This is a genomic window from Flavobacterium adhaerens (genome assembly GCF_040045115.1).
Lineage (GTDB): Bacteria > Bacteroidota > Bacteroidia > Flavobacteriales > Flavobacteriaceae > Flavobacterium > Flavobacterium adhaerens.
Map to the genome: position 1 here is coordinate 140834 of NZ_JBDLZX010000004.1, position 21883 is coordinate 162716.

The 21883-nt window shown below is 34.4% G+C and carries 19 protein-coding genes; 15 read left to right on the top strand and 4 right to left on the bottom strand.

The genetic code is table 11. The annotated features are described in order from the left end of the window. Positions 1-8: 8 nt before the first annotated feature. Positions 9-2120 (bottom strand): ribonucleoside triphosphate reductase, encoded by a 2112-nt coding sequence (locus ABEB18_RS06870; protein ID WP_348798456.1) that lies wholly within the window; start codon positions 2118-2120, stop codon positions 9-11. Between the two features lie 28 nt (positions 2121-2148). Further along, positions 2149-2880, bottom strand: coding sequence for an iron-sulfur cluster repair di-iron protein (ric, locus tag ABEB18_RS06875; protein WP_348798457.1), 732 nt, complete (start codon positions 2878-2880; stop codon positions 2149-2151). Between the two features lie 424 nt (positions 2881-3304). Between ric and ABEB18_RS06880 the strand changes: the two genes are divergently transcribed. The 12 genes from ABEB18_RS06880 (at position 3305) to ABEB18_RS06935 (ending at position 16015) form a co-directional block, all read left to right on the top strand. Beyond that, positions 3305-4270 (top strand): DUF438 domain-containing protein, encoded by a 966-nt coding sequence (locus ABEB18_RS06880; RefSeq protein WP_348798458.1) that lies wholly within the window; start codon positions 3305-3307, stop codon positions 4268-4270. 553 nt (positions 4271-4823) lie between these two features. Next, positions 4824-6287, top strand: coding sequence for a copper-containing nitrite reductase (gene nirK, locus ABEB18_RS06885; RefSeq protein WP_348798460.1), 1464 nt, complete (start codon positions 4824-4826; stop codon positions 6285-6287). A 35-nt stretch (positions 6288-6322) separates the two neighbouring features. Next, positions 6323-6700, top strand: coding sequence for a c-type cytochrome (locus tag ABEB18_RS06890; RefSeq protein WP_348798461.1), 378 nt, complete (start codon positions 6323-6325; stop codon positions 6698-6700). Between the two features lie 29 nt (positions 6701-6729). Then, positions 6730-7491: a formylglycine-generating enzyme family protein gene (locus ABEB18_RS06895; RefSeq protein WP_348798462.1), complete on the top strand. Its 762-nt coding sequence runs from the start codon at positions 6730-6732 to the stop codon at positions 7489-7491. 107 nt (positions 7492-7598) lie between these two features. Further along, the gene (locus ABEB18_RS06900; protein WP_348798724.1) at positions 7599-8168 is read left to right on the top strand and encodes an SCO family protein; all 570 of its coding nucleotides are present in this window, start codon (positions 7599-7601) and stop codon (positions 8166-8168) included. 11 nt (positions 8169-8179) lie between these two features. Beyond that, complete coding sequence (locus tag ABEB18_RS06905) at positions 8180-9457, top strand: alginate export family protein (RefSeq protein WP_348798464.1); 1278 nt, start codon at positions 8180-8182, stop codon at positions 9455-9457. A gap of 189 nt (positions 9458-9646) precedes the next feature. Then, the gene (locus ABEB18_RS06910; protein WP_348798466.1) at positions 9647-11134 is read left to right on the top strand and encodes an MFS transporter; all 1488 of its coding nucleotides are present in this window, start codon (positions 9647-9649) and stop codon (positions 11132-11134) included. A gap of 172 nt (positions 11135-11306) precedes the next feature. Continuing rightward, on the top strand, positions 11307-12356 hold the full coding sequence (locus tag ABEB18_RS06915; protein ID WP_348798467.1) for an MFS transporter: 1050 nt from the start codon (positions 11307-11309) through the stop codon (positions 12354-12356). Positions 12357-12404: 48 nt separating this feature from the next. Beyond that, positions 12405-14621: a molybdopterin oxidoreductase family protein gene (locus tag ABEB18_RS06920; protein ID WP_348798469.1), complete on the top strand. Its 2217-nt coding sequence runs from the start codon at positions 12405-12407 to the stop codon at positions 14619-14621. 17 nt (positions 14622-14638) lie between these two features. Continuing rightward, positions 14639-15208 carry a 4Fe-4S dicluster domain-containing protein gene (locus ABEB18_RS06925; protein WP_348798471.1) on the top strand — a complete coding sequence of 190 codons (570 nt, stop codon included), beginning with the start codon at positions 14639-14641 and terminating at the stop codon, positions 15206-15208. 10 nt (positions 15209-15218) lie between these two features. After that, complete coding sequence (locus ABEB18_RS06930; RefSeq protein WP_348798472.1) at positions 15219-15740, top strand: Rieske (2Fe-2S) protein; 522 nt, start codon at positions 15219-15221, stop codon at positions 15738-15740. A gap of 20 nt (positions 15741-15760) precedes the next feature. Next, positions 15761-16015 carry a DUF6755 family protein gene (locus ABEB18_RS06935; protein WP_348798473.1) on the top strand — a complete coding sequence of 85 codons (255 nt, stop codon included), beginning with the start codon at positions 15761-15763 and terminating at the stop codon, positions 16013-16015. Positions 16016-16084: 69 nt separating this feature from the next. On the opposite strand, the gene lysS is transcribed toward ABEB18_RS06935, so the two are convergent. Beyond that, a complete protein-coding gene (gene lysS, locus ABEB18_RS06940) occupies positions 16085-17785 on the bottom strand; it encodes a lysine--tRNA ligase (RefSeq protein WP_348798474.1) in 1701 nt (566 codons plus the stop codon). 242 nt (positions 17786-18027) lie between these two features. Between lysS and ABEB18_RS06945 the strand changes: the two genes are divergently transcribed. Then, positions 18028-18780: a hypothetical protein gene (locus tag ABEB18_RS06945; protein ID WP_348798475.1), complete on the top strand. Its 753-nt coding sequence runs from the start codon at positions 18028-18030 to the stop codon at positions 18778-18780. A gap of 171 nt (positions 18781-18951) precedes the next feature. Here ABEB18_RS06945 and ABEB18_RS06950 read toward each other — a convergent pair whose 3' ends face one another. Continuing rightward, positions 18952-20175: a hypothetical protein gene (locus tag ABEB18_RS06950; protein ID WP_348798476.1), complete on the bottom strand. Its 1224-nt coding sequence runs from the start codon at positions 20173-20175 to the stop codon at positions 18952-18954. Between the two features lie 214 nt (positions 20176-20389). Here ABEB18_RS06950 and lipB point away from each other — a divergent pair, with 214 nt between their 5' ends. Both lipB and ABEB18_RS06960 read left to right on the top strand, forming a co-directional pair. Next, positions 20390-21091, top strand: a complete 702-nt coding sequence (lipB, locus tag ABEB18_RS06955; protein ID WP_348798477.1) for a lipoyl(octanoyl) transferase LipB — start codon at positions 20390-20392, stop codon at positions 21089-21091. Positions 21092-21235: 144 nt separating this feature from the next. Continuing rightward, positions 21236-21817, top strand: coding sequence for a Crp/Fnr family transcriptional regulator (locus tag ABEB18_RS06960; RefSeq protein WP_348798478.1), 582 nt, complete (start codon positions 21236-21238; stop codon positions 21815-21817). The last annotated feature ends 66 nt before the right edge of the window (positions 21818-21883 follow it).

Sequence of the window (21883 nt, forward strand, 5' to 3'; positions counted from 1 at the left end):
TTTTAGGTTTAAGTTGTTTGAGTTACTAGATTTTGTTTTTCGGTTATTAATATTTCGTCGCATTTGGGGCAAAATTCGTGTTCACCATTCAAATAACCGTGTTTTGGACAAACGCTAAATACGGGTGTAACGGTGATATAAGGCAATTTGAAATTGGATATCACTTTTTTGACAAACTGTTTGCAAGCTTCCGAAGAGCTTATTTTTTCGCTCATGTACAAATGCAAAACGGTTCCTCCGGTATATTTGCATTGCAGTTGGTCTTGCAATAACAAAGCTTCAAAAGGGTCTTGAGTAAAATCGACTGGTATTTGCGAACTGTTGGTATAGTATATATTTTCGCCATTACCAGCCTGAATAATATCGTCAAAACGTTTTCGGTCTTCTTTGGCAAAACGATAGGTGGTTCCCTCTGCAGGAGTTGCTTCAAGATTGTAAAGATTTCCTGTTTCTTCTTGAAATTCTTTCATTCGATTGCGAATATGATCTAGGATTTCGGCTGCAAATTCTATCCCTGAATCCGATGCGATACTGTCTTTATTATCGGTAAAATTTTGTATCATTTCATTCATTCCATTTACGCCAATGGTCGAAAAATGATTTCTAAAATGCGACAAATAGCGCTTGGTGTAAGGATACAAACCGCGATCATACATTTCTTGAATGAAAATTCTTTTTTTCTCCAAAGTCGATTTGGCTATCTGCAAAAGCTGATCTAAGTCGGCGTATAATTGTTTTTTATCGCCAATATTCAAATACCCTAATCGCGCCATGTTGATAGTTACCACTCCAATACTTCCAGTCATTTCGGCACTACCAAAGAGACCATTACCTCGTTTTAATAATTCTCGTAAATCCAATTGTAATCGGCAACACATACTGCGGACAGCATTGGGTTTATAGGCACTCTCGTTTTCGATTTGGTTTCCGTTTTCGTCCAAAACATATTGACTCCCAATAAAATTTTGAAAATAGGACGAACCAATTTTGGCCGTATTTTCAAAAAGTAAATCGGTATTTTCGCCTTCCCAATCAAATTCTTCGGTGATATTTACCGTTGGAATTGGGAAGGTAAAGGGTTGACCATTGGCATCGCCTTCGGTCATAACTGTGTAATATGCTTTATTGATGAGGTTCATCTCCTCTTGAAAATGCTCGTATCTTAAGTCGGTAAGTTTTGTAACACCTCTTTTTTTGGCACGAACCAAAAGGAAATAGTCGATGTTATTTTCAAAAAAATGATGATCGTTTTTGGTCGGAATTTGTTGCTTTAAATCCTCGGGAACTACCCAGTCTAATGTAATATTGGTAAAAGGCGATTGTCCCCAACGCGCAGGAACATTCAGATTATAAACAAAACTACGAACGGCTTTTAGGATTTCATCAAATGTCAAGTCATCGGCAAAAACATAAGGAGCCAAATAGGTGTCAAAAGAACTGAATGCTTGTGCACCAGCCCATTCGCTTTGTAAAATTCCTAAAAAGTTGGCCATTTGTCCCAAAGCTTCTCTAAAATGAGATGGAGCCTTACTCTCTACGCGACCTCGAACACCATTAAAACCTTCGTTTAGTAATGCTCGCAAACTCCAGCCTGCACAATAGCCCGTGAGGCAATCTAAGTCATGAATGTGTATGTCGCCGTTGCGATGTGCATAGCCTTCTTCTTTGTTGTAAACTTTATCCAGCCAATAATTAGCTATTATTTTACCGGCTACATTATTGACCAAACCAGCGTTAGAATAAGAAGTATTAGCATTGGCATTGATTCTCCAATCGGTTTCTTTAATATATTCTTCAATAGTTTGTGTGCTATCTACATAAGTGGTATCATCGTTTAAACCGTTAATATGTTCTCGCTGTAATTTTCGGGTATGGCGATGTAACATAAAGGAACGCATTACTTCAAAATGTTGTTTATCAAAAAGTTTTTTCTCTATTAAATCCTGAATATCTTCTACAGCCCATATTTGTTCAGTGTCCAGAATTTGGCTAATTTCCTGATAAACACTTCCATCAACGACTACGGAAACGCTTTTGAAACTTTTTTCAATTGCGTCTTTGATTTTATAGGGCTCAAAGGGTTTGTGTTTTCCATTTCTTTTGATAACATATTTTCCCATAGTTGTTGATGTTTAGTGTTTGTGGTTATTATAATTGAGCAGAAAAATTTTTCTCTAGTTTGATTGCTTTTGGAAATAAGATATTATTTTCTAAATGGATGTGTTTGTGTAAATCCTGTTCAAATTCTTGCAACATAGCAAAAGTTACTTTGTAAGTATTACAAGCATCTGCTGGGGGTGTGTAGTTATTAGTCAGTTCGGCTATTTTTCTAAAACGTTCCCCTTCGGCATCGTGCTCGTGTTTCATCATTTCGATTGGGTTTTCGACTGTTCCAAAATGAGGTTGAGCAATCAATTCGTCTGTAATAGTGGCTTGTACCATTTTTTTGATAAAAGGAAACAAAATCAGTTCTTCTTTTTTCATGTGTTGAGCCAATTCGCCAGCACAACCTATAAATAGTTCGTTGATGGCAAATAATTCAGGATGATGAGCTCCGTGTACTTTGCAAAGTTTGTCTAAAAACGGAAGAATGATTTGTGTTTTTTCTTCTACATAACGATGGTGTTTTTTCTCGATATAATCTGCTAATAAATCCAACGGCCAAGAATTAAAATCGATTCCTTCGTCGCTTTTGGTGTTCAAAATGGCTTCGATTTCTTGCAATAAATCATCAGGATTCACCTCTTTTTTTTCGCAAACTTGTTCCAAAGTTCTATCTCCTTTACAGCAAAAATCTATTCCGTATTTTGAAAACAAAGCTGCTGTTCTAAAGTCTTTTGCTACATATTCTCCTACTGTTGTTTTTTCTAGAATTTCCATGATCTTAATTTTAATGTTGATATTTTATGAGTACAAAGATAATGTTTTTTAATAATAAAAGACAACTTTATCCTTTATTAAATATTTTCAATTTATTTTTTTTATTGTTTTGAAAATAAATGCTTTATTGCTCAATTTTAGAATTGTAATACTAAGAATGTTTATGTAAAAAGAATATGATTTAAATCATGTTACATGAAAATTTTATTGCTATTTTGTATGTGTTTTACAACAAGTTGTTTTCTTTTTTTGTCATAAAGTTTTCAGAAAAAAAGTAAAATCAAATAAAAGACAAAAATATCTTTTATATATTTGCGATTCAATAAAAGATAAAAATATCCTTTATTGGTAAAAAGATTTTGTATTCTGTTATTCATATTTTATCCTGATTATATAATTTAAAAAAGAAACTAACCAAAATGCTATGATAAATACAGCCAATATGCCAACAGTACCAGAGGGTCATCCAGTGTGGAATTATTTTTTAGAAAAAGAATTGATTACATCGCTTTTGAAGGAATTAAAAGAGGTCAATCCTTTGACAGATTTACCAAAATACATCAATATATTTAATCACTTGTTTACGATAGAAAAGCGTTTTGAGCGAAAAGAAAATCAACTTTTTCCTTTTTTAGAAAAAAAAGGTTGGGTTGGTCCCTCTCAAGGAATGTGGTCATTTCACGATAATCTAAGGGAACAATTTCGATTGATTCAGTATTATATCAAGATGCATAATGCAGAACGTATCAAGATAAATACACCGCTTCTTCTGGAAGGAATTTATAGATTGCTAACCGTTGAAGAGGATGTTTTGTTTCCAAATTCACTTGAACTCTTAACAGAGGGAGATTGGATTGAAATGAGAAAAGGAGAGGATGAAATTGGCTGGATGCTATCGCAAGCACCACCAGCTTATCCTAAAGAAGAGTATGTGCATCCAAGCGAAGACTTTACCATTAGAGAATTGCCTTTTTCTTTAGAGAATACTTCACATTATGATGAAGGTTATATGACCGTAGAGCAGGTTAATTTACTTTTTAGAACGATGCCTGTAGATTTGACCTATGTGGATGAGAACGACAAGGTGATTTTTTACAATCGTGGCGAAGAACGCGTTTTCCCTAGAAGTGCCGGAATCATTGGTCGTGAGGTAAAGTTTTGTCATCCTCCTAAAAGTGTTGGAACAGTTTTAAGAATTTTGGACGAATTTAGAAAAGGAACTAAAAATGAATCTTCATTTTGGATAAATTATAAAGAGCGATTGATTTATATCCGCTATTTTGCTGTAAGAGATGCTAATAAAATCTACAGAGGTGTAATCGAAATGTCTCAGGATATTACCGATATCAAAAATATTGAAGGAGAAAAAAGATTATTAGATTGGAATTGAAAAACAATTGTCTAATGAGAATTAATGATCTCAATAATCTAAATAGTAACAATTATAAATAGTCTACATAAGGAGTAATTTTGAAAAAAATGGTTAAAACATTTTAGCCAATACTGCAAAAAGGAATTACTTCTTGCGCAAAATATGGGTCTGGTATATCGAGATAATTTTGTAATGAAGTATGTAAAAGATCGAATTATTAGTTGATTTTTTTTATGAATTATACTGCTGGAATTCAGTATTTTGTACTATATTTATAAGAAGAATAATTTTTAAGCCAATTTTAATTGAATTTAGTCATCTTATTATTATTTGTAATTGTTGCTTTTTATTTTCTTATTTTTTTCATAGAACACCTGTTTTAAAGCAGCAATTTGTAAGCAGTTTTTAGGTTGATTTTTAATTTTTTTTGACATAAGAATGAAATTCTTAAATAAAGGTTAAAGAACATGACTTTTATCATTCTTTTTCAAGTAAGTAGTTTTTAATTTTACATTATAAATAAAAGATAAAATTATCCTTAATTAAATATCACTTTTAAACTAAAAAAACTATGAAAAAAAGACTCAAACTTTGTTATCCACTTACAGTCAGTATTTTTATGCTGCTTATTGCTGTAAGTTTCTTTTCTTGTGGTCATAAAGATGAAGAAAAAAATGCTGATTATTATCAGGATGTAAAAATGGAAGGCCAAAAAGAAGCTGAACTCACTGCTCCACCATTTGTCCCTAAACCAGTAGGTGATAGACCCGCAATGCGATTGTTTGTCAATATGGAAATTAAAGAGGAAGAAGGAGAAATGATGGACGGTACCAAATATTTGTATTGGACATTTGGAGGTACAGTTCCTGGAAGTTTTATTAGAACAAGAGCTGGCGATGAGGTCGAATTTCATTTAAAAAACCATCCAGATAATAAATTACCTCACAATATAGATTTGCATGCTGTAACTGGTGAAGGGGGAGGGGCTGCTTCTTCTGTGGTTGCTCCAGGACACGAAAAAGTGTTTAATTTCAAGACTTTAAATCCTGGTTTGTATGTGTATCACTGTGCAACTGCACCCGTTGGGATGCATATTGCTAACGGGATGTATGGGCTAATTTTGGTAGAACCAGAAGGAGGATTACCACCTGTGGATAGAGAATATTACGTAATGCAGGGTGATTTTTATACCAAAGGTGCTTATGGAGCACAAGGTTTACAACCATTTGATATGAATAAAGCTGTAGAAGAGAAACCAGATTATGTAGTGTTTAATGGTAAAGTTGGAGGAATTTCTGGAGATAATGCCTTAACAGCAAAAGTGGGTGAAACAGTTCGTCTTTATATCGGAAATGGTGGTCCAGGATTGGTGTCTTCTTTCCATGTAATTGGAGAAATTTTTGATAAAGTTCATGTTGAAGGTGGAGATCTTATTAATAAAAACGTACAAACAACATTGATTCCTGCAGGAGGTGCTGCCATTGTTGAAATGAAAGTTGAGGTTCCTGGAACATTCATTTTAGTAGATCACTCTATTTTTAGAGCTTTCAATAAAGGAGCATTGGGAATGCTTAAAGTTGAAGGTAAAGAGAGTAAAAAAATCTATTCAGGTACTACTCAAGAAGGTATTTATTTGCCAGAAGGAGGAACTATCCAAACTATGCCTGCTGAAAAAGTTGCTGCTAAACCAGTAGTTGCAAAATCACTTCCGGAACAAATTAAAGCTGGTAAAGCCATCTATGGAACTACTTGTTTTGCCTGTCATCAGTCAGAAGGGCAAGGGGTGCCAAATGCTTTCCCTCCATTGGCAAAATCAGACTACTTAAATGCTGATCCAAATAGAGCCATTCATACTGTAATTAGAGGTTTAAGCGGTGAAATTACCGTAAATGGCAAAAAAATTAATAGTGTGATGCCAAGTCAAAATTTATCTGATGAGGAAGTGGCAGACGTATTGACCTATGTCTATAACAGTTGGGGAAATAGTAAAAAAGTAATTACACCAGCTATGGTAAAAGCTGAAAGAGGAAAATAAAATTAAAAATAATTTAAAAAAAAATAAATCAAGTAATGAAAACTTATATTTTGGGAATAGCATTGATTGGATTATGCTTCAAAGGGTTTAGTCAAGATGTAAATAAAGGAAAAAGCGTATATACCAAAACCTGTATAGCCTGTCATCAAGCAAATGGAGCTGGAGTTCCTAATGCGTTCCCACCACTGGCAAAATCAGATTATTTAAATGCTAATGTAAATCTTAGTATTCAACAAGTAATCAAGGGTTCACCAGGGAAACTTACCGTAAATGGTAAAAAATACAAAATGGCTATGCCACCACAAGCATTAACAGACCAACAAATTGCAGATGTATTAACGTATGTTTATGCTAGTTGGGGGAATGCAAAAAAGGTAATAACACCAGCAATGGTAAAAGCTCAAAGAAAATAATTATTAATTTTTTTAAAAAGTCTCTCCCTATGTTTCTACTCAAAAAATTTTTTTTAATACTCATCTTCATAGGGGGAACTTTTTATGCTCAAGAAACTAAAATGGTTACGATAAGCGGAGGAAGTTTTGTCCCTCTTTATGGAGCCACTACTGAAAAACCAGTCAAGATAGATCCTTTTAAGATTGATATTTATCCTGTTACCAATGCACAGTTTCTTCAATTTGTAAAAAAATACCCAGCATATAGCCGTTCCAAAATAAAAGGGCTATTTGCCGATAAAAGTTATCTCAATCAATGGACAAGTGATTTTAATTACGGTTCTGTTCTAAGCAATAGTCCTGTAACTAACGTGTCTTGGTTTGCCGCCAAAAAATATTGCGAATGTCAAGGAAAGCGTTTGCCTACAATGGATGAATGGGAGTTTGTGGCAATGGCCGATGAAAAACGTAGCGATGCTCGTACCAAAGAAGAATTCAATAAGTTTATCCTGTCTTGGTATGAAAAATCTAAAACATATACCAATCCAGTAGGACAAACTTTTAAGAATTATTGGGGGGTTTATGATATGCATGGATTGGTTTGGGAATGGACTTCGGACTTCAACAGTATTTTTCTTTCTGGTGAATCAAGAAAAGATAAAGATACCGATAAAAATCTCTTTTGCGGAAGCGGATCTGTAAACGCTACCGATTTAATGAACTATGCAGCCTTTATGAGATATGCTTTTAGAGCAAGCCTTAAAGCAAATTATACCACTAAAAATTTAGGTTTCCGATGTGCACAAGATTAAAGAAAGCCATCGTGAGCTAATTAAAATCGAACGTAATGAAATTTCTACCTATTTATAAAAACAATCGTTTTCTTTTAAAAATGAAAACAATGCTACCAGCAGTTTTTATGTTGTTATTCCTATTTAGTTTAGGAAGCTGCCAAAAAAAAGAAAAAGCGACAAACGACAAACCAATATCGGATTTATCTATTTATAATTTGCCTTCAAAATGGACCAATCAAAACGGTCAAAATATCGAAATGAAGGATCTAAGAGGTAAAGTACTCGTGATGGTTATGATTTATACTTCCTGCAAAGCGGCTTGTCCTCGTTTGGTTGCCGATATGCGAAATATAGAAAAACGCCTGCCTAGTTCGATAAAAAGTGACGTTAAACTTATTTTGGTAAGTATCGATCCAGAAGTAGATACACCAAAAAGATTAAAAGAGTTTGCAATTGCCAATAAAATGGACAGTGATCAATGGGAATTTTTGCGTTCCAGCGAAGAAAACACTAGAGAATTTGCAGCTGTTTTAGCAGTCAATTATAAAAAAATATCTCCTATAGATTTTTCACACTCCAACATAATTAGTGTCTTTAATACCGAAGGGGAGTTGGTGTATCAACAAGAAGGATTGGGTGTAAATTCTGATCCTACCATCGAAAAAATTAAGGAAGAAGCTGCCAAAATTAATTAAAAATTTAGCTTATGAATAATTTCAAAAAAATGAGTATTGGATTTTTTTTAATACTCTGTGGGAGTGCTTTTGCTCAAGAGTTTGATGTCAATTTACAAATTAGACCTCGTTATGAATTTAGAAATGGTTACCATTCTCCAATTCCGTATGGTGAGACAGCAGCTCAATTTGTATCCAATAGAACACGCTTAGGGGTAAATTTTAAGTTAGACGATAAGTTGGTTACCAAATTAACCTTTCAAAATATTCGTGTTTGGGGAGATGTGGTAACAAACACAAAATCGGATGTAAATGGAATCCAGATTTTTGAGGCTTGGGCGCAATACAATTTTAATGAAAAATGGAGTACTCGATTAGGTCGTCAAGTAATGTCGTATGACAATCAACGTATTCTTGGAGAAATCGATTGGGCACAACAAGGACAAAGCCATGATGCTGCTTTGGTGTCTTTTAAAGATAATAAAAACCAGCTAGATGTTGCATTGGCCTATAATGCCAATTCCGAAACTGATATTGCTACTCCTTATACTGTTTCAACTTATAAGACAATGCAATATGCATGGTTTCATACTGCTTTTGGTAAGCTGAACGCCAGTTTTTTGTTTTTGAATACAGGTTACGAAAATAAATTGCCAGATCCGATCCCAACACCTATACCAGATTTAAAGGTAGATTATATGCAAACCTTTGGAACCTATTTTGACTCCAAAAATACTAAGTGGGAATGTAATGGATGGTTTTACGGTCAAACTGGCCAAAGTAATACCAATACTGTTAGTGCTTTTAATGCAGCCCTTAGCTTTAATTATGCAGTTACCGATAGATTCAAAACGGGACTAGGATATGAATTTGTATCTGGTAAAAGTCAAAATGATTTGAGTACTGATGTTAAATCGTTTAACCCTCTTTTTGGAACCAATCATGCTTTTAATGGCTATATGGACTATTTTTATGTAGGAAATTATAAAAACACTGTAGGTTTACAAGATGCTTACCTGAATTTTGGTTATTCAATCGATAAGTTGAAAATTAATTTATTGCCTCATTTTTTTAGTGCTGCCAATACCGTTATCGATTTAAATGGCCAAAAAATGAATAACTATTTGGGGACCGAAATAGATTTAACCTTTTCTTATGCTGTTTATAAATACGTAAGCGTTCAAGGAGGATACTCACAAATGTTTGGAACCGATACTTTACAAAGAGTAAAATCTGGCGATGTTGATCATACCAACAATTGGGCCTGGCTAATGATCAATGTAAATCCTCAGATTTTTAAGTTTCAATAATTTTGAATAAATTAAAGAATTGCATTTTTTTTAAAATGTTGTTATTCAATCAAGAAAATTAAATATTGTTATTTTATTTGTTTAAGTATAAATACTTAAGTGCTTTTTCTTAGTTTTGTATCATTCAAAAGGCCTTGTATGAGGCCTTAATTTATTATATTTATAGGACAAGATTAAATCACAAAAAGCATGGACAATTTATCAAAATCTCATAGAATCCTTTTTTTAAACACGCTCGCTTTTACAGTTTGTTTTGGTTGTTGGACTTTAAATGGTGTTCTTGTTACCTTTTTGGTAGATCAAGGGATTTTCAATTGGAGCATGGTTCAAATAGGGTGGTTGTTAGGTATTCCAGTACTAACAGGGTCTATTATGAGACTACCAATGGGGATTTTGACAGATAAATTTGGGGGGCGCATCGTATTCTCTGCATTGTTAATTTTAGCATCAATTCCACTTTTTTTACTACCCTTTGCTACCAATTTTTGGATGTTTGCAATTTTGAGTTTTTTGTTTGGGATGGTGGGTACTGGTTTTGCTGTGGGAGTTGCTTATACTTCACTTTGGTATCCAAAAGAATGGCAAGGAAGAGCACTTGGGATTTTTGGTATGGGAAATGCTGGTGCCTCAATTACTCCTTTTATAGCCCCAAGTTTACTTGAGTATTTTTCAGAATCGGATCCAATAAATGGGTGGAAATGGTTGCCAGTGCTTTATGGTGCTATTCTGTTAGTAATGGGAATTATTTTTGTCCTTTTTTCAAAAACCAAAAAAGTTGATGCCAAACCCAAAACAGCCAAAGAATTCTTAGAACCACTTAAAGAAATTCGTGTTTGGCGATTTGGTACGTATTACTTTTTAGTGTTTGGTTCTTTTGTGTCTTTTTCACAGTGGTTATTGCCTAATTTTATGAATGTCTATGGAACATCTTTAATTTTAGGAGGAATATTTACTTCTTGTTTTAGTTTACCAGCTGGAGTAATTAGAGCATTTGGAGGTTATCTTTCGGATAAATTTGGTGCTAGAAAAGTCATGTATTGGGTTTTGGGTAGTTCTGTGGTTTTGAGTTTTCTATTGCTATTCCCTAAAATGTATATTGTGACTTCTGGAGAAGGAATGATTGCCAAAAAAGCAGGAACAGTTACTCTGGTTACTCCTTCCAAAATTGTTGTTGGCGAAACAGATTATCAAATTCAACCCAAAGATATTGAGGCTGAAACTAGTCAGTTTTTGCCTTCTAAAACCAGTTGGCAAGAAGTTGTAGTCAAAGAGAATCAGGCTGTTCACAAAAAAGAATTAATTGCCAAAGGAATTACCAAAATAAATTTTGAAGCGAATATGTGGGTGTATTTGGTTTTGGTGATTTTAATTGGAGCTTGTTGGGGAATTGGAGCTGCTGCTGTGTACAAACATATACCTGAATATTTCCCTACTCAAGTTGGAGTTATTGGAGGTATGGTTGGAATGATTGGTGGTTTAGGAGGGTTCATCGGTCCTATTGTTTTTGGGTATCTACTTTCGTTTACTGGATTTTGGACTAGTTCATGGCTTTTTATTTTGACACTATCTTTAGTTTGCCTGATTTGGATGCATCGCGTTATTGTAAAAATGACCAAAGAAAAATTACCAGAAATTGCCAAAGATATTGATAGAAAAAACAAGAAAAATTTAATGTAATGCTTATTATTGACCAAAAAATGTGTTTTTGTTAATATATATGATATTATCCAGCTTACGTAAAATAGCTACGTATTTTTTCTTAGTTTTGTGTTTAGGGTTGAAGCGGATAAAGAGAGTTAATTGTTAAGTTAGTGTGGGTTGTACAGCAACTCAGTTTAATATAGAACAGATGAAAGACAAAAAATTCAATACCAAAGCGTTACTCATAGCAACAGCATTGTCAGTTTTGATGATAGTGTTGGTGTTTTATGGTTCTAGAAAATTGCAAAATTTTGATGCCGCATTGGTTACTTACTTATTTGGAACCGTATTTGCTTTTTTTGGAATAGTTTACCGATATTCTGTTTGGTTACAAAGACCGCCAACTTGGTTGTATTTCAAACGAAGTATGTATTTTTTGTTTACCGGAAAAGTGTTTAACCATTTTTTGTTTTTGGGAAAAGAAACTATAGAAAACATCGCATTTCAAAAATTTATTTATCCAAGGGGAAAATACCGTTGGATAGCCCACTTTTGTATCGCAGTAGGATGTATGTCTGCTTTTGCTATTACTTTTCCATTAACCTTTGGTTGGATTCACTTTACACTTGCAGCTGATTCTATTTCGGTTTATGAAGCGCATTTTTTTGGATTTAAGGTTTTCGAATTTCAATTAGGCTCTGTAATAGCTTTTTTAACATTTCATGCCCTCAATTGGTCGTCATGGTTGGTAATTATTGGGTCGGTTTATTATCTGAGAAGACGATTAACAAACCCTGGATTGATAGCGACTCAATCGTTCGAAGGCGATTTATTGCCACTTATTTTATTGATAGCGATTTCGGTAACTGGATTGTTTTTAACCTATTCGTATCAATTCATGAAGGGATTTGCTTTCGATTTTATGGCTGTTTTACACGCCGTAACAGTAATTATGTTTTTAATCTGGATTCCATTTGGAAAATTTTTTCATATTATTCAGCGTCCAGCTCAAATAGCAGCTCACATTTATAAAAGAGAAGGAATCAAAAGAGGGATGGCTGTTTGTGAGCATACAGGATCTGAGTTTACTACTCAATTGCATGTTGATGATTTGAAAGAATTAACGAAAGAGTTAGGATTTAATTTTGATAGACCAGATGGAACTTCTCATCTGGATTTGAGCCCAGAAGGGAAACGTTCTCGTTTGGCACAAGCACATTTAAGAGCAAGACAAGAAGGCGGAAATTTATTTGGATAAATTTTCTAAGTTGTTTTTAAATCAAAAACTAAATTTAAAAGAGAAGACATGGCAAAATTACCTGTTTCGGCTGAGAATATTGTAAAACTTTTTGGACCACACAAAAATTATAGCCCCAAAGAAGGTTTTGAAGGTAGAGATGAACCCGATAAAATAGTAGACACGCATTGTTGTTTTTGCGGAATGCAATGCGGCATTAAATTATTGGTAAAAGAAAATAAAGTCGTTGGTTTTGATCCTTGGATGGAATTCCCATTCAACGAAGGAAGATTATGTCCAAAAGGAGTACAGCGTTATTTGCAAAACAACCATCCAGATAGATTGTTAAGCCCTTTGAAAAGAGTCGAAGGACAAGGTTTCGTTCCAACTTCATGGGATGATTCGATGAATAAAGTGATTACCGAAATCAATAGAATTCAATTAAAATACGGCCATGATGCATTTGCAATGCTCTCTGGTGTATCGTTAACGAATGAAAAAAGTTATTTGGTTGGAAAATTTGCTCGTGTGGCTTTAAAAACCAAAAACTTAGATTATAATGGACGTTTGTGTATGGTAAGTGCGGGAGCGGGTAATAAAAAAGCTTTTGGTTTAGATAGAGCTTCCAATAATTATTCAGATCTCGAATATGCCGAAGTAATAATTGTTGCTGGTGCAAATATCAGTGAAACTTTCCCAACTTTGACCCATTGGATTTGGAAAGCTAGAGATAGAGGTGCTAAATTGATTGTAGTAGATCCAAGATTAATTCCGTTGGCAAGAACTGCAGATATTCATCTAGACGTAAAACCCGGTACAGATTCAGCTTTGTATGGGGCAATGCTAAAATATTTAGCAGATCATGATATGCTCGATCATGATTTTATAGACAATCATACTTCGGGATTTGTCGAAACCTTAGACTCTGTTAAGGATTATACTTTAGAATGGGCTGAAGAAATTACCGGAATCAAGAAAGAAAAGATAAAAGCGGCTGCCGAATTGTGGGGCAAAGCCAAAACCAGTTTCCTTTTGCATGCACGAGGAATAGAGCATCACTCAAAAGGAGTTGATAATGTCTTGGGCTGTATCAATTTGGTATTGGCAACTGGACGAATAGGAAAACCATATTGTGGTTACGGTACAATTACAGGACAAGGAAACGGACAAGGTGGTCGTGAACACGGTCATAAATGCGATCAATTGCCAGGGAATAGAGATATCGAAAATCCAGAGCATCGAAAATATATTGCTGGTGTTTGGGGGATAGATGAAAAAGATTTACCAGGAAAAGGGCTTTCGGCCTATGAAATTATAGAAGCGATTCACAGAGGAGAAATTAGAGGATTAATCTCAATTTGTTTTAATCCGTTGGTTTCTTTGCCAAACAGTAATTATGTTCGTGAGGCATTAGAAAAACTCGAATTTTACGTTTGCATCGACTTTTTCTTAAACGAAACAGCTAGACATGCCGATATTATTTTGCCTGGATCTTTACAGGAAGAGGAAGATGGAACTACAACTTCGGCAGAAGGAAGAGTAATTCGTATTCGTCAAGCTGTAACTCCACCAGGAGATGCACGTACAGATACTTCTATTATATTGGATTTGGCTAGAAGATTAGGCGAAAAAAAACGTTTTACTTACGATAATAGTGAAGCCATTTTTAATGAATTACGAATTGCATCAAAAGGGGGAACTGCAGATTATAACGGAATAACCTATAAACGAGTTGAGGAAGAAATGGGAGTTTTCTGGCCATGTCCAACAGAAGATCATCCAGGAACTCCTCGTTTGTGGGAAGATAGAAAGTTTAAAACCCCTGATGGGAAGGCTCATTTTAACCCAGCTCCGTATAAATTACCAGGCGAAGTTACCGATGAGGAATATCCTGTAGTTTTAACCACAGGGCGTGTAGTGTCACAATATTTAAGTGGTACTCAAACCCGAAGAATTGGTAAATTGGTCGATCAGTTTCCTGAGCCGTTGCTAGAGATTCATCCCACTATGGCTAAACAGTACGGAATCAAACAAAGAGAATTGGTTCGTGTTGCAACCCGAAGAGGCGAAGGAGTTTTTCCAGCTAATATAGTCGAAACCATTCGAGAGGATACCGTTTTTATACCTTATCATTGGTCTGGAAAAAAATCAGCCAATCAGTTAACCATCGGAACTTTAGATCCTATTTCTAAAATACCGGAATTCAAAGTTTGCGCTTGTAAATTAGAACCCTTGAGAGAGATAGCTCCTCCGCCAAGTGAATCAACAGCTTTTGCAAGTGTTTAATGAATTAATGTGTACATATGAATTATACAAATTATAATAAACACGAAGAATTTTTTGTAGATATGCAACGTTGCATTGGTTGTAAAGCCTGCGAAATGGCTTGTGCCGAATGTGAAACAAACGGGCAGGAAACGATGATACATGTCAATTATGTAGATCGTGCCACTACTGTTCAAACAACAGTTCAGGTTTGTATGCATTGTGAAGATCCCGTTTGTGCCAATGTTTGTCCCGCTGATGCAATTTCGCAAGATGAATTTGGTATTGTGCATACGGCAAATACAGAGCGTTGTATAGGTTGTTCTAACTGTGTTATGGCTTGCCCTTTTGGGGTCCCTAAAAAAGAAGAATCCTTTGATTTGATGATGAAATGCACCATGTGTTATGATCGAACTAGTGTTGGAAAAAAACCAATGTGCGCAACAGTTTGTCCGAGTGGGGCTTTGTTTTATGGAACCAAAGACGAAATCGAAGAAATGCGACCTAATAGTTCTCCTGTAAATTCATTTATTTTTGGCGAAGAAATTGTTAATACTAAAGTCAATATTATGATGCCAAAGGGAAGCAAAGAATTGAGAATTTTTTAAAAATGACTTCATGAAAAAAGAAGATAATCTTAAAGAAAACTGGAAAAAAGATTTTCCATACGAAAAACTACAAGCAACTCACGTTAATAGACGAGATTTTGCAAAATTCTTGACTCTTGTTTCTGGAGGATTAGTTGTGGGTAGTGGCTTAGTAGCTGCCAAAGCATATTTGATGCCTAAAGAGGAAGTACAAGGGGAACATTTTATATGCAAAAAAAATGAAGTTCCAGTAGGTGGTACTAGAGGTTTTGTAATCGAAGGAAGTACAATTCCGTATATTTTGATTCATCTAGAAAATGGCGATTTTAAGGCTTATGAGCAAAAGTGTACACACTTATCGTGTTCTGTTTTTTACAAACCAGGAACAGGAATTATTCACTGCCCTTGTCACGAAGGTTCTTTTGATGCTAAAACTGGAGAAGTATTGGCAGGACCGCCACCAAGAGATTTGCCGAGTCTTGAAGTTTTTTTTAAAGGCGATGATGTCTTTGTAAAAAGCTTCGTTAAGACTAAAGAAGAGCATAGCGTTTAATTACAGTAAAATAAGAAAATATGAGTACTTTTAGAAGAGGACAAAATAGTGCCAATCCCAATAAACTTAATGTTATTTTATCTACATTGATATTTGTTTTGATCTTGAATGTAGCCATACAGATTTGGTTATTATATACTGCTTTAAATAATGCATTAGAAAATAATACCGAAATTTTAATACCTGCCTTTATAGCCTCATTGTTTTTATTTTTGATTGGTTTTGGCTGGTTGTATTATTTGCCAGACGCAAATTATAATAAGAATAAGAAATAATTTTTGATATATACACAAAAGGAACTCAATACGAGTTCCTTTTTTAGTTTATATAGGCAAAATAGAATATTACTCTACTAATTCTACCATTTTGCTATCACCGTCAACAACAACTTTTGTTAAACCGTGTTTTGATAAGTTTTTCATAGAAGCATCCCATTTTTTACCGCTCAAATTAGCAGAGATTTTTAGCTGCGTTAAATCCATTTTATTTTCATTTTTGGTAAGCAAATCAACAATGAATTTTTCTTCGTCAGAAAGCTCAATGGTTTGTTTTTTCTCTGGACGCATTTGAGGGAACAATAAAACTTCCTGAATAGAAGGATTGTTTGTTAAAAACATAATCAAACGATCCATTCCAATACCCATTCCAGAAGTAGGAGGCATACCGTACTCAAGGGCTCTTAAGAAATCTTCGTCTATGATTCCGTTTGCTTCATCATCACCTTTTGCAGCTAAACGCATTTGGTCTTCAAAACGTTCACGTTGATCAATTGGGTCATTCAATTCTGAATAGGCATTGGCAATTTCTTTACCGCAAACCATTAATTCAAAACGTTCTGTCAAGTCCGGATTGTCGCGGTGCTCTTTACAAAGCGGAGACATTTCTTTTGGATAATCAGTAATGAAAGTTGGTTGAATATAATTTCCTTCACATTTTGCTCCAAAAATCTCATCAATCAATTTTCCTTTACCCATAGTGGCGTCAACCTCGATTCCCATACCTTTGGCAGCTTCAAACAACTCTTGTTCTGTTTTTCCAGAAATATCAAAACCTGTAAAATGTTTGATAGAATCGGTCATGGTTACACGAGCATAAGGTGCTTTGAAATTGATTTTATGTTCACCAAAAGTAACTTCGCTTGTACCATTTACAGCAATGGCACAATGCTCTAATAAACCTTCGGCAAAATCCATCATCCAGTTGTAGTCTTTATAGGCTACGTATATTTCCATTGCAGTAAATTCTGGATTATGAGTTCTGTCCATTCCCTCGTTACGGAAGTTTCTAGAGAACTCATATACACCTTCAAATCCACCAACAATCAGTCTTTTTAAATATAATTCATTCGCAATACGCATATACAACGGAATGTCTAGTGAATTGTGATGCGTGATAAAAGGTCTAGCCGAAGCTCCTCCTGGAATCGATTGTAAAACAGGAGTGTCAACTTCAAGATATCCTGCGTTGTTGAAATAACCACGCATAGCCGTGAATAATTTTGTACGCTTGATGAATGTTTCTTTAACTTGAGGGTTAACGGTTAGATCTACATAACGCATACGGTAACGTAGTTCAGCATCTGTAAAAGCATCAAATACTTTTCCGTCTTCATCTACTTTTGGTAATGGTAACGGGCGTAATGTTTTACTCAAAAACGTAAAACCACTTACTCGAATACATTTTGCACCTACTTGTGTGGTAAATAATTCTCCTTCGATACCGATAAAGTCACCTAAGTCGGTTAGTTTTTTGAATACTTGGTTGTATAATGTTTTATCGTCGCCTTCGCATAAAACATCTCGGTTTACGTAGAGTTGAATACGTCCTTCGCTGTCTTGTAATTCAGCAAAACAAGCTTTTCCTTGATCTCTCACACTCATTAAACGTCCGGCAACAATCACTTTCTTACCTTCTTCAAAGGTTTCTTTTATTTGCTTTGAAGTATGGTTAACTGGGAAAAGATTGGCAGGATAAGGATTGATCCCTAAGTTGCGTAATGCTTGAAGTTTTTCTCTACGGATTATTTCTTGTTCTGATAAGGCCATTATATACTGATTTTTAAGTGTGCAAAGATAACAAAAGAATACAGATTACATAAAGCAGATTTTAGATTTTTTAGAAGTTAAAACTCTCTTTTTTTAGATCTCTTCTCTTATACTATTGATAGCCAATGTCAGATTTTATTTATCATTGTTGAGAGCAAAAGTTTGGTTTTGATTCGATTAAAAAGCTTATGCGGATTTAGTTATTCTAAATTCTCTTTGTATCTTTAAAATAAAAAAGTTGTATGAGAGGGTATTTTCTATTGTTTGTTGTTTTAGCTTTTGTCATAGTAAGTTGCACTTTTACAGAGAATATATACATCAGTGAAAATGGAACGGGTAAGTTTTCGGTCGATATTGATGGTTCTGCTTTCTTACAAATATCAGGTGATCAAACGGATGGGCAAATAGGGACTGAGTCTAAAAACGAAGTTGATTCTACTTTTACATTCAAACAGCTTTTTGAAGATAAAAAAGATAGCATTGCCCAATTGTCACCAGAGGAGCAAAAGGAGCTTAAAAAACTCGAAAATGTCGTGATTACGACAAAAATGAACACGCATAAAAAGCAGTTCTTGATGACACTTTCTTCCGATTTTAAGAAAGTTTCGGATTTACAGGATATGTTGCAAGCCATGAGTAAATTGAAAGAGATTGGGAAAGATTCTAAACTCTACCAAATGATTCCGATGGATAATAATCTTAGTAATCATAGTACTTTGAGTTATAGTTTTGATAAAAAGGAATTTAGTCGAAAGGCAATTATTGATAAAGCAAAAAAGCCTGTAGCAGTTAATGATTCTATCGAAGATATGGCCAAAATGTTCTTTGCATCCTCTAAATATATTTTGAACTATCATTTCCCAAAAACCATAAAAAACGTTTCGAGTACCAATGCTGTAATTAGCGATGATAGAAGGTCTGTTACTATAGAGTACCCTCTGACGCTGTATTTAGATACTCCAGAAAAACTTGATTTGAAAATAGAGTTTGAGTAGTATAAAAACAAAAGAGGCTGTTCAAAAAGACATAATCTTGTCAAGCTGAACTTGTTTTAGCTTCTTTAGACGCTTGATTATCATTTGTTTTTTAGATTCCGAAATAAATTCGGAATGACAAAACAAGACTTTTAGGACAGCCTCTTTTGGTATGAAATGGTTTTTAGGGTGTTATTGCCATGCACCTGCACCTTTGTATTTTACTAAAAATGGATTTTTAGCATCAATCGAGAAAACGGGTTTGCTGTAATCTTTTTTGTTTAAATAGGTTGACTTGGTCCAGGTTTTTAAAATTTCGGGATTTGTAAAAGGAAGATCTTTCAAATACATTAGATACGCATAAAAATTTGACATCATTTTTTGTTGTCCGCCTCCTTGACCACTATTAGCCAAGTTACTGTCGTGGTTGTAACCAGTGTGGTGAGAGTATTCGTGTGACCATGCAGAAACATCCCCTAACCAATGCGCTGTTACATAGCTGGATTCCCACACCGAAACCAAAGCTCCTCCCCCTAGTGCTGAACTTCCACCGACCATTGCAGGATAAATTTTTCGGCTATCGATGTATTTATTATATTGTTGTTCTATTTGGGTTTGAGTATAGTAATCGTAATTTCCATCTACATCAGCATTGTTTCCGTGCCAATTTGTTGCACCAGTTACTGTGCTTTCCTGAATTGCAGCTTGTTCTTGAAGGTAAGTGTCAAAGTGCATAAAAGTTTCATAATATATAGGATGACTCAATGCGTATGAAAAATTAAGCATCAATGTTATAACCTCTTTTGCTAAGGCTGGATTCATGGGTAAAAATTTACCCGGCTCATCTACATGATAAGAATCGTCAAATTGTACTAATTGAGAAGATTTAATTTTTTTGAATTTTGCAAACAAAGGATCGCTAGAGGCTGTTGTAAGCTGGATCGTTTCCTCGCTAAAGTCACTCATCTGTTCTATCGTGATGGTTTCACCAGTTTCGGATAAATAATTATTACTCCCTGTTGCTAACGGAATTTTGTGAAAAGAACGATGAAATGCAGGAATGTTTGTAAAGTGAAATAAGACAATTTTTTTTTCTTGATTTGGTATTTGAGCATAAATTTTTACATCTGTAAGAGGTAAAGGAGAGTATAGTGATAATTGTATAGAATCTTTTCCTTTTAAAATAACTTGTAAAGGTTCATTAACACGAAACCAACGATCCGTTTTGTCGTACATCTTAGAGATATTTTCATCATCTGCAAACATCGTCATAGGTCTGTTGGCAGCTGGTAAATTGGCAGCGTCAATACTTGGTTGAAAACCAGAACCATTTTCGTCATTTGAACAGTTACAAAGGATTAAAAAAAGTGCTACCGAGATTTTAGTCAATACATTTTGAATTGTTTTTGCAATCATTTTTGTAGGTTTATAAGTTATAAAGATTAATAGGTAGACCAAAAATCTGAACTTCTTTTGGAATTAAAAAATGGGATTTAAGAAAAAAATTTTTAAGTTGTAGGACAGTTCTAGATACAGTTGCGTAATGGAAAATCAGAATAATAAATTGTACTTTTGCAACTCATTAAAATAGCGAATGATAACAAATCGTTTCGTTTCAAAGAAATGCAGAATGAGCAAAATTGTCCAAATACAAGACCTAGGAGCTAAAGATTACAAAACGACTTGGGAATATCAAGAAGAATTATTCAAAGCAATAGTCGATTTGAAAATTAAGAATAGACGGGAAGATACTGAAATCCCTACTCCCAATTACTTATTATTTGTAGAGCATCCACACGTTTATACTTTAGGAAAAAGTGGAGATTTTGAGAATTTATTGTTGAATGAAAAACAACTTGAAGCCAAAGGAGCTTCATTTTTCAAAATTAACAGAGGTGGCGATGTTACTTATCACGGCCCTGGACAAATAGTAGGATATCCTATTTTGGATTTAGAAAATTTCTTTACCGATATCCATAAATATTTGCGTTTTCTGGAGGAAGCTATCATTTTGACACTTGCTGATTATGGTGTACAGTCCGAACGAAGTGAAGGAGAAACTGGTGTTTGGTTAGGTGTTGGAACTCCATTTGCGCGTAAAATTTGTGCTATGGGTGTTCGTGCCTCTCGTTGGGTTACCATGCACGGATTTGCTTTGAACGTAAATGTTGATTTAGGATATTTTGATAATATTATCCCTTGTGGAATCCGGGGCAAAGCAGTGACTTCATTAAATGTAGAATTGGGTGTTGAAAAAGTAGATGAAGCCGAAGTGAAGGTCAAAATTTTAAAACATTTCAAAGACTTATTTGAAGCTGAGTTTCAATTTTAAGTTTGTATTGAAAAATCTAGCAAAGTAGAAATGTAACTACCTGTTTCGAAAATACAATTTGTCCGTTGATTTTAATTTTGATTACAATTTTTTTAAATAGTTGTAGTTGTTTAATTTTGAATAAATTAGACTAAATTTTAGAACATGCATAAAGTGATTTCCAGTCTGTTAGAGTTTGTGGAGTTGACCGAAGAAGAAAGCCAAGCATTTGAAAATATCCTAAAACCCAAAACACTCAAAAAAAACGAGCATTTACTTGTCGAGGGTGAGTTTTGTAATTTTGGAGTTTATATTGAAAAAGGTTGTATCCGACATTACTATTTAAATGATGGAATAGAATCGACAGGAAATTTTTTCTTTGAAAATGGTTGGTATGCTGATTTTGAAAGTTATTTGTACGGAAAACCTTCAAAACTAAATATAGAAGCACTCGAAGATTGCGAATTGTTATTGGCTTACAAAGACGATTTTGATAAAGTTGTTGAGCAATATCCAGTTTTTAATAATTTTATTCGCGAAATGATGGAACGAACCATCAAAGGTTTGACGGGCAAAGGGATGTCGATGACTTTGTTGAATCCTGAAGAGCGCTATTTAGCTTTGATAAAACATCGCCCAAAAGTTGTCGAAAGAGTTTCTCTTAAATATATTGCCAGTTATTTAGGTGTAAAACCCGAAAGTTTAAGCCGAATTCGAACTCGATTGACTAAGAATAGTAAATCTTAACTTAAGTCAATTTTTAAGAAAAATCCTCTCTTTATTTTTGCTTGCATAATTATAAAGCAAAATACA

Coding starts and splice junctions, on each gene's coding strand:
- ABEB18_RS06870 (WP_348798456.1), bottom strand. CDS start 2,120: ATGGGAAAATATGTTATCAAAAGAAATGGAAAACACAAACCCTTTGAG.
- ric (WP_348798457.1), bottom strand. CDS start 2,880: ATGGAAATTCTAGAAAAAACAACAGTAGGAGAATATGTAGCAAAAGAC.
- ABEB18_RS06880 (WP_348798458.1), top strand. CDS start 3,305: ATGATAAATACAGCCAATATGCCAACAGTACCAGAGGGTCATCCAGTG.
- nirK (WP_348798460.1), top strand. CDS start 4,824: ATGAAAAAAAGACTCAAACTTTGTTATCCACTTACAGTCAGTATTTTT.
- ABEB18_RS06890 (WP_348798461.1), top strand. CDS start 6,323: ATGAAAACTTATATTTTGGGAATAGCATTGATTGGATTATGCTTCAAA.
- ABEB18_RS06895 (WP_348798462.1), top strand. CDS start 6,730: ATGTTTCTACTCAAAAAATTTTTTTTAATACTCATCTTCATAGGGGGA.
- ABEB18_RS06900 (WP_348798724.1), top strand. CDS start 7,599: ATGTTGTTATTCCTATTTAGTTTAGGAAGCTGCCAAAAAAAAGAAAAA.
- ABEB18_RS06905 (WP_348798464.1), top strand. CDS start 8,180: ATGAATAATTTCAAAAAAATGAGTATTGGATTTTTTTTAATACTCTGT.
- ABEB18_RS06910 (WP_348798466.1), top strand. CDS start 9,647: ATGGACAATTTATCAAAATCTCATAGAATCCTTTTTTTAAACACGCTC.
- ABEB18_RS06915 (WP_348798467.1), top strand. CDS start 11,307: ATGAAAGACAAAAAATTCAATACCAAAGCGTTACTCATAGCAACAGCA.
- ABEB18_RS06920 (WP_348798469.1), top strand. CDS start 12,405: ATGGCAAAATTACCTGTTTCGGCTGAGAATATTGTAAAACTTTTTGGA.
- ABEB18_RS06925 (WP_348798471.1), top strand. CDS start 14,639: ATGAATTATACAAATTATAATAAACACGAAGAATTTTTTGTAGATATG.
- ABEB18_RS06930 (WP_348798472.1), top strand. CDS start 15,219: ATGAAAAAAGAAGATAATCTTAAAGAAAACTGGAAAAAAGATTTTCCA.
- ABEB18_RS06935 (WP_348798473.1), top strand. CDS start 15,761: ATGAGTACTTTTAGAAGAGGACAAAATAGTGCCAATCCCAATAAACTT.
- lysS (WP_348798474.1), bottom strand. CDS start 17,785: ATGGCCTTATCAGAACAAGAAATAATCCGTAGAGAAAAACTTCAAGCA.
- ABEB18_RS06945 (WP_348798475.1), top strand. CDS start 18,028: ATGAGAGGGTATTTTCTATTGTTTGTTGTTTTAGCTTTTGTCATAGTA.
- ABEB18_RS06950 (WP_348798476.1), bottom strand. CDS start 20,175: ATGATTGCAAAAACAATTCAAAATGTATTGACTAAAATCTCGGTAGCA.
- lipB (WP_348798477.1), top strand. CDS start 20,390: ATGAGCAAAATTGTCCAAATACAAGACCTAGGAGCTAAAGATTACAAA.
- ABEB18_RS06960 (WP_348798478.1), top strand. CDS start 21,236: ATGCATAAAGTGATTTCCAGTCTGTTAGAGTTTGTGGAGTTGACCGAA.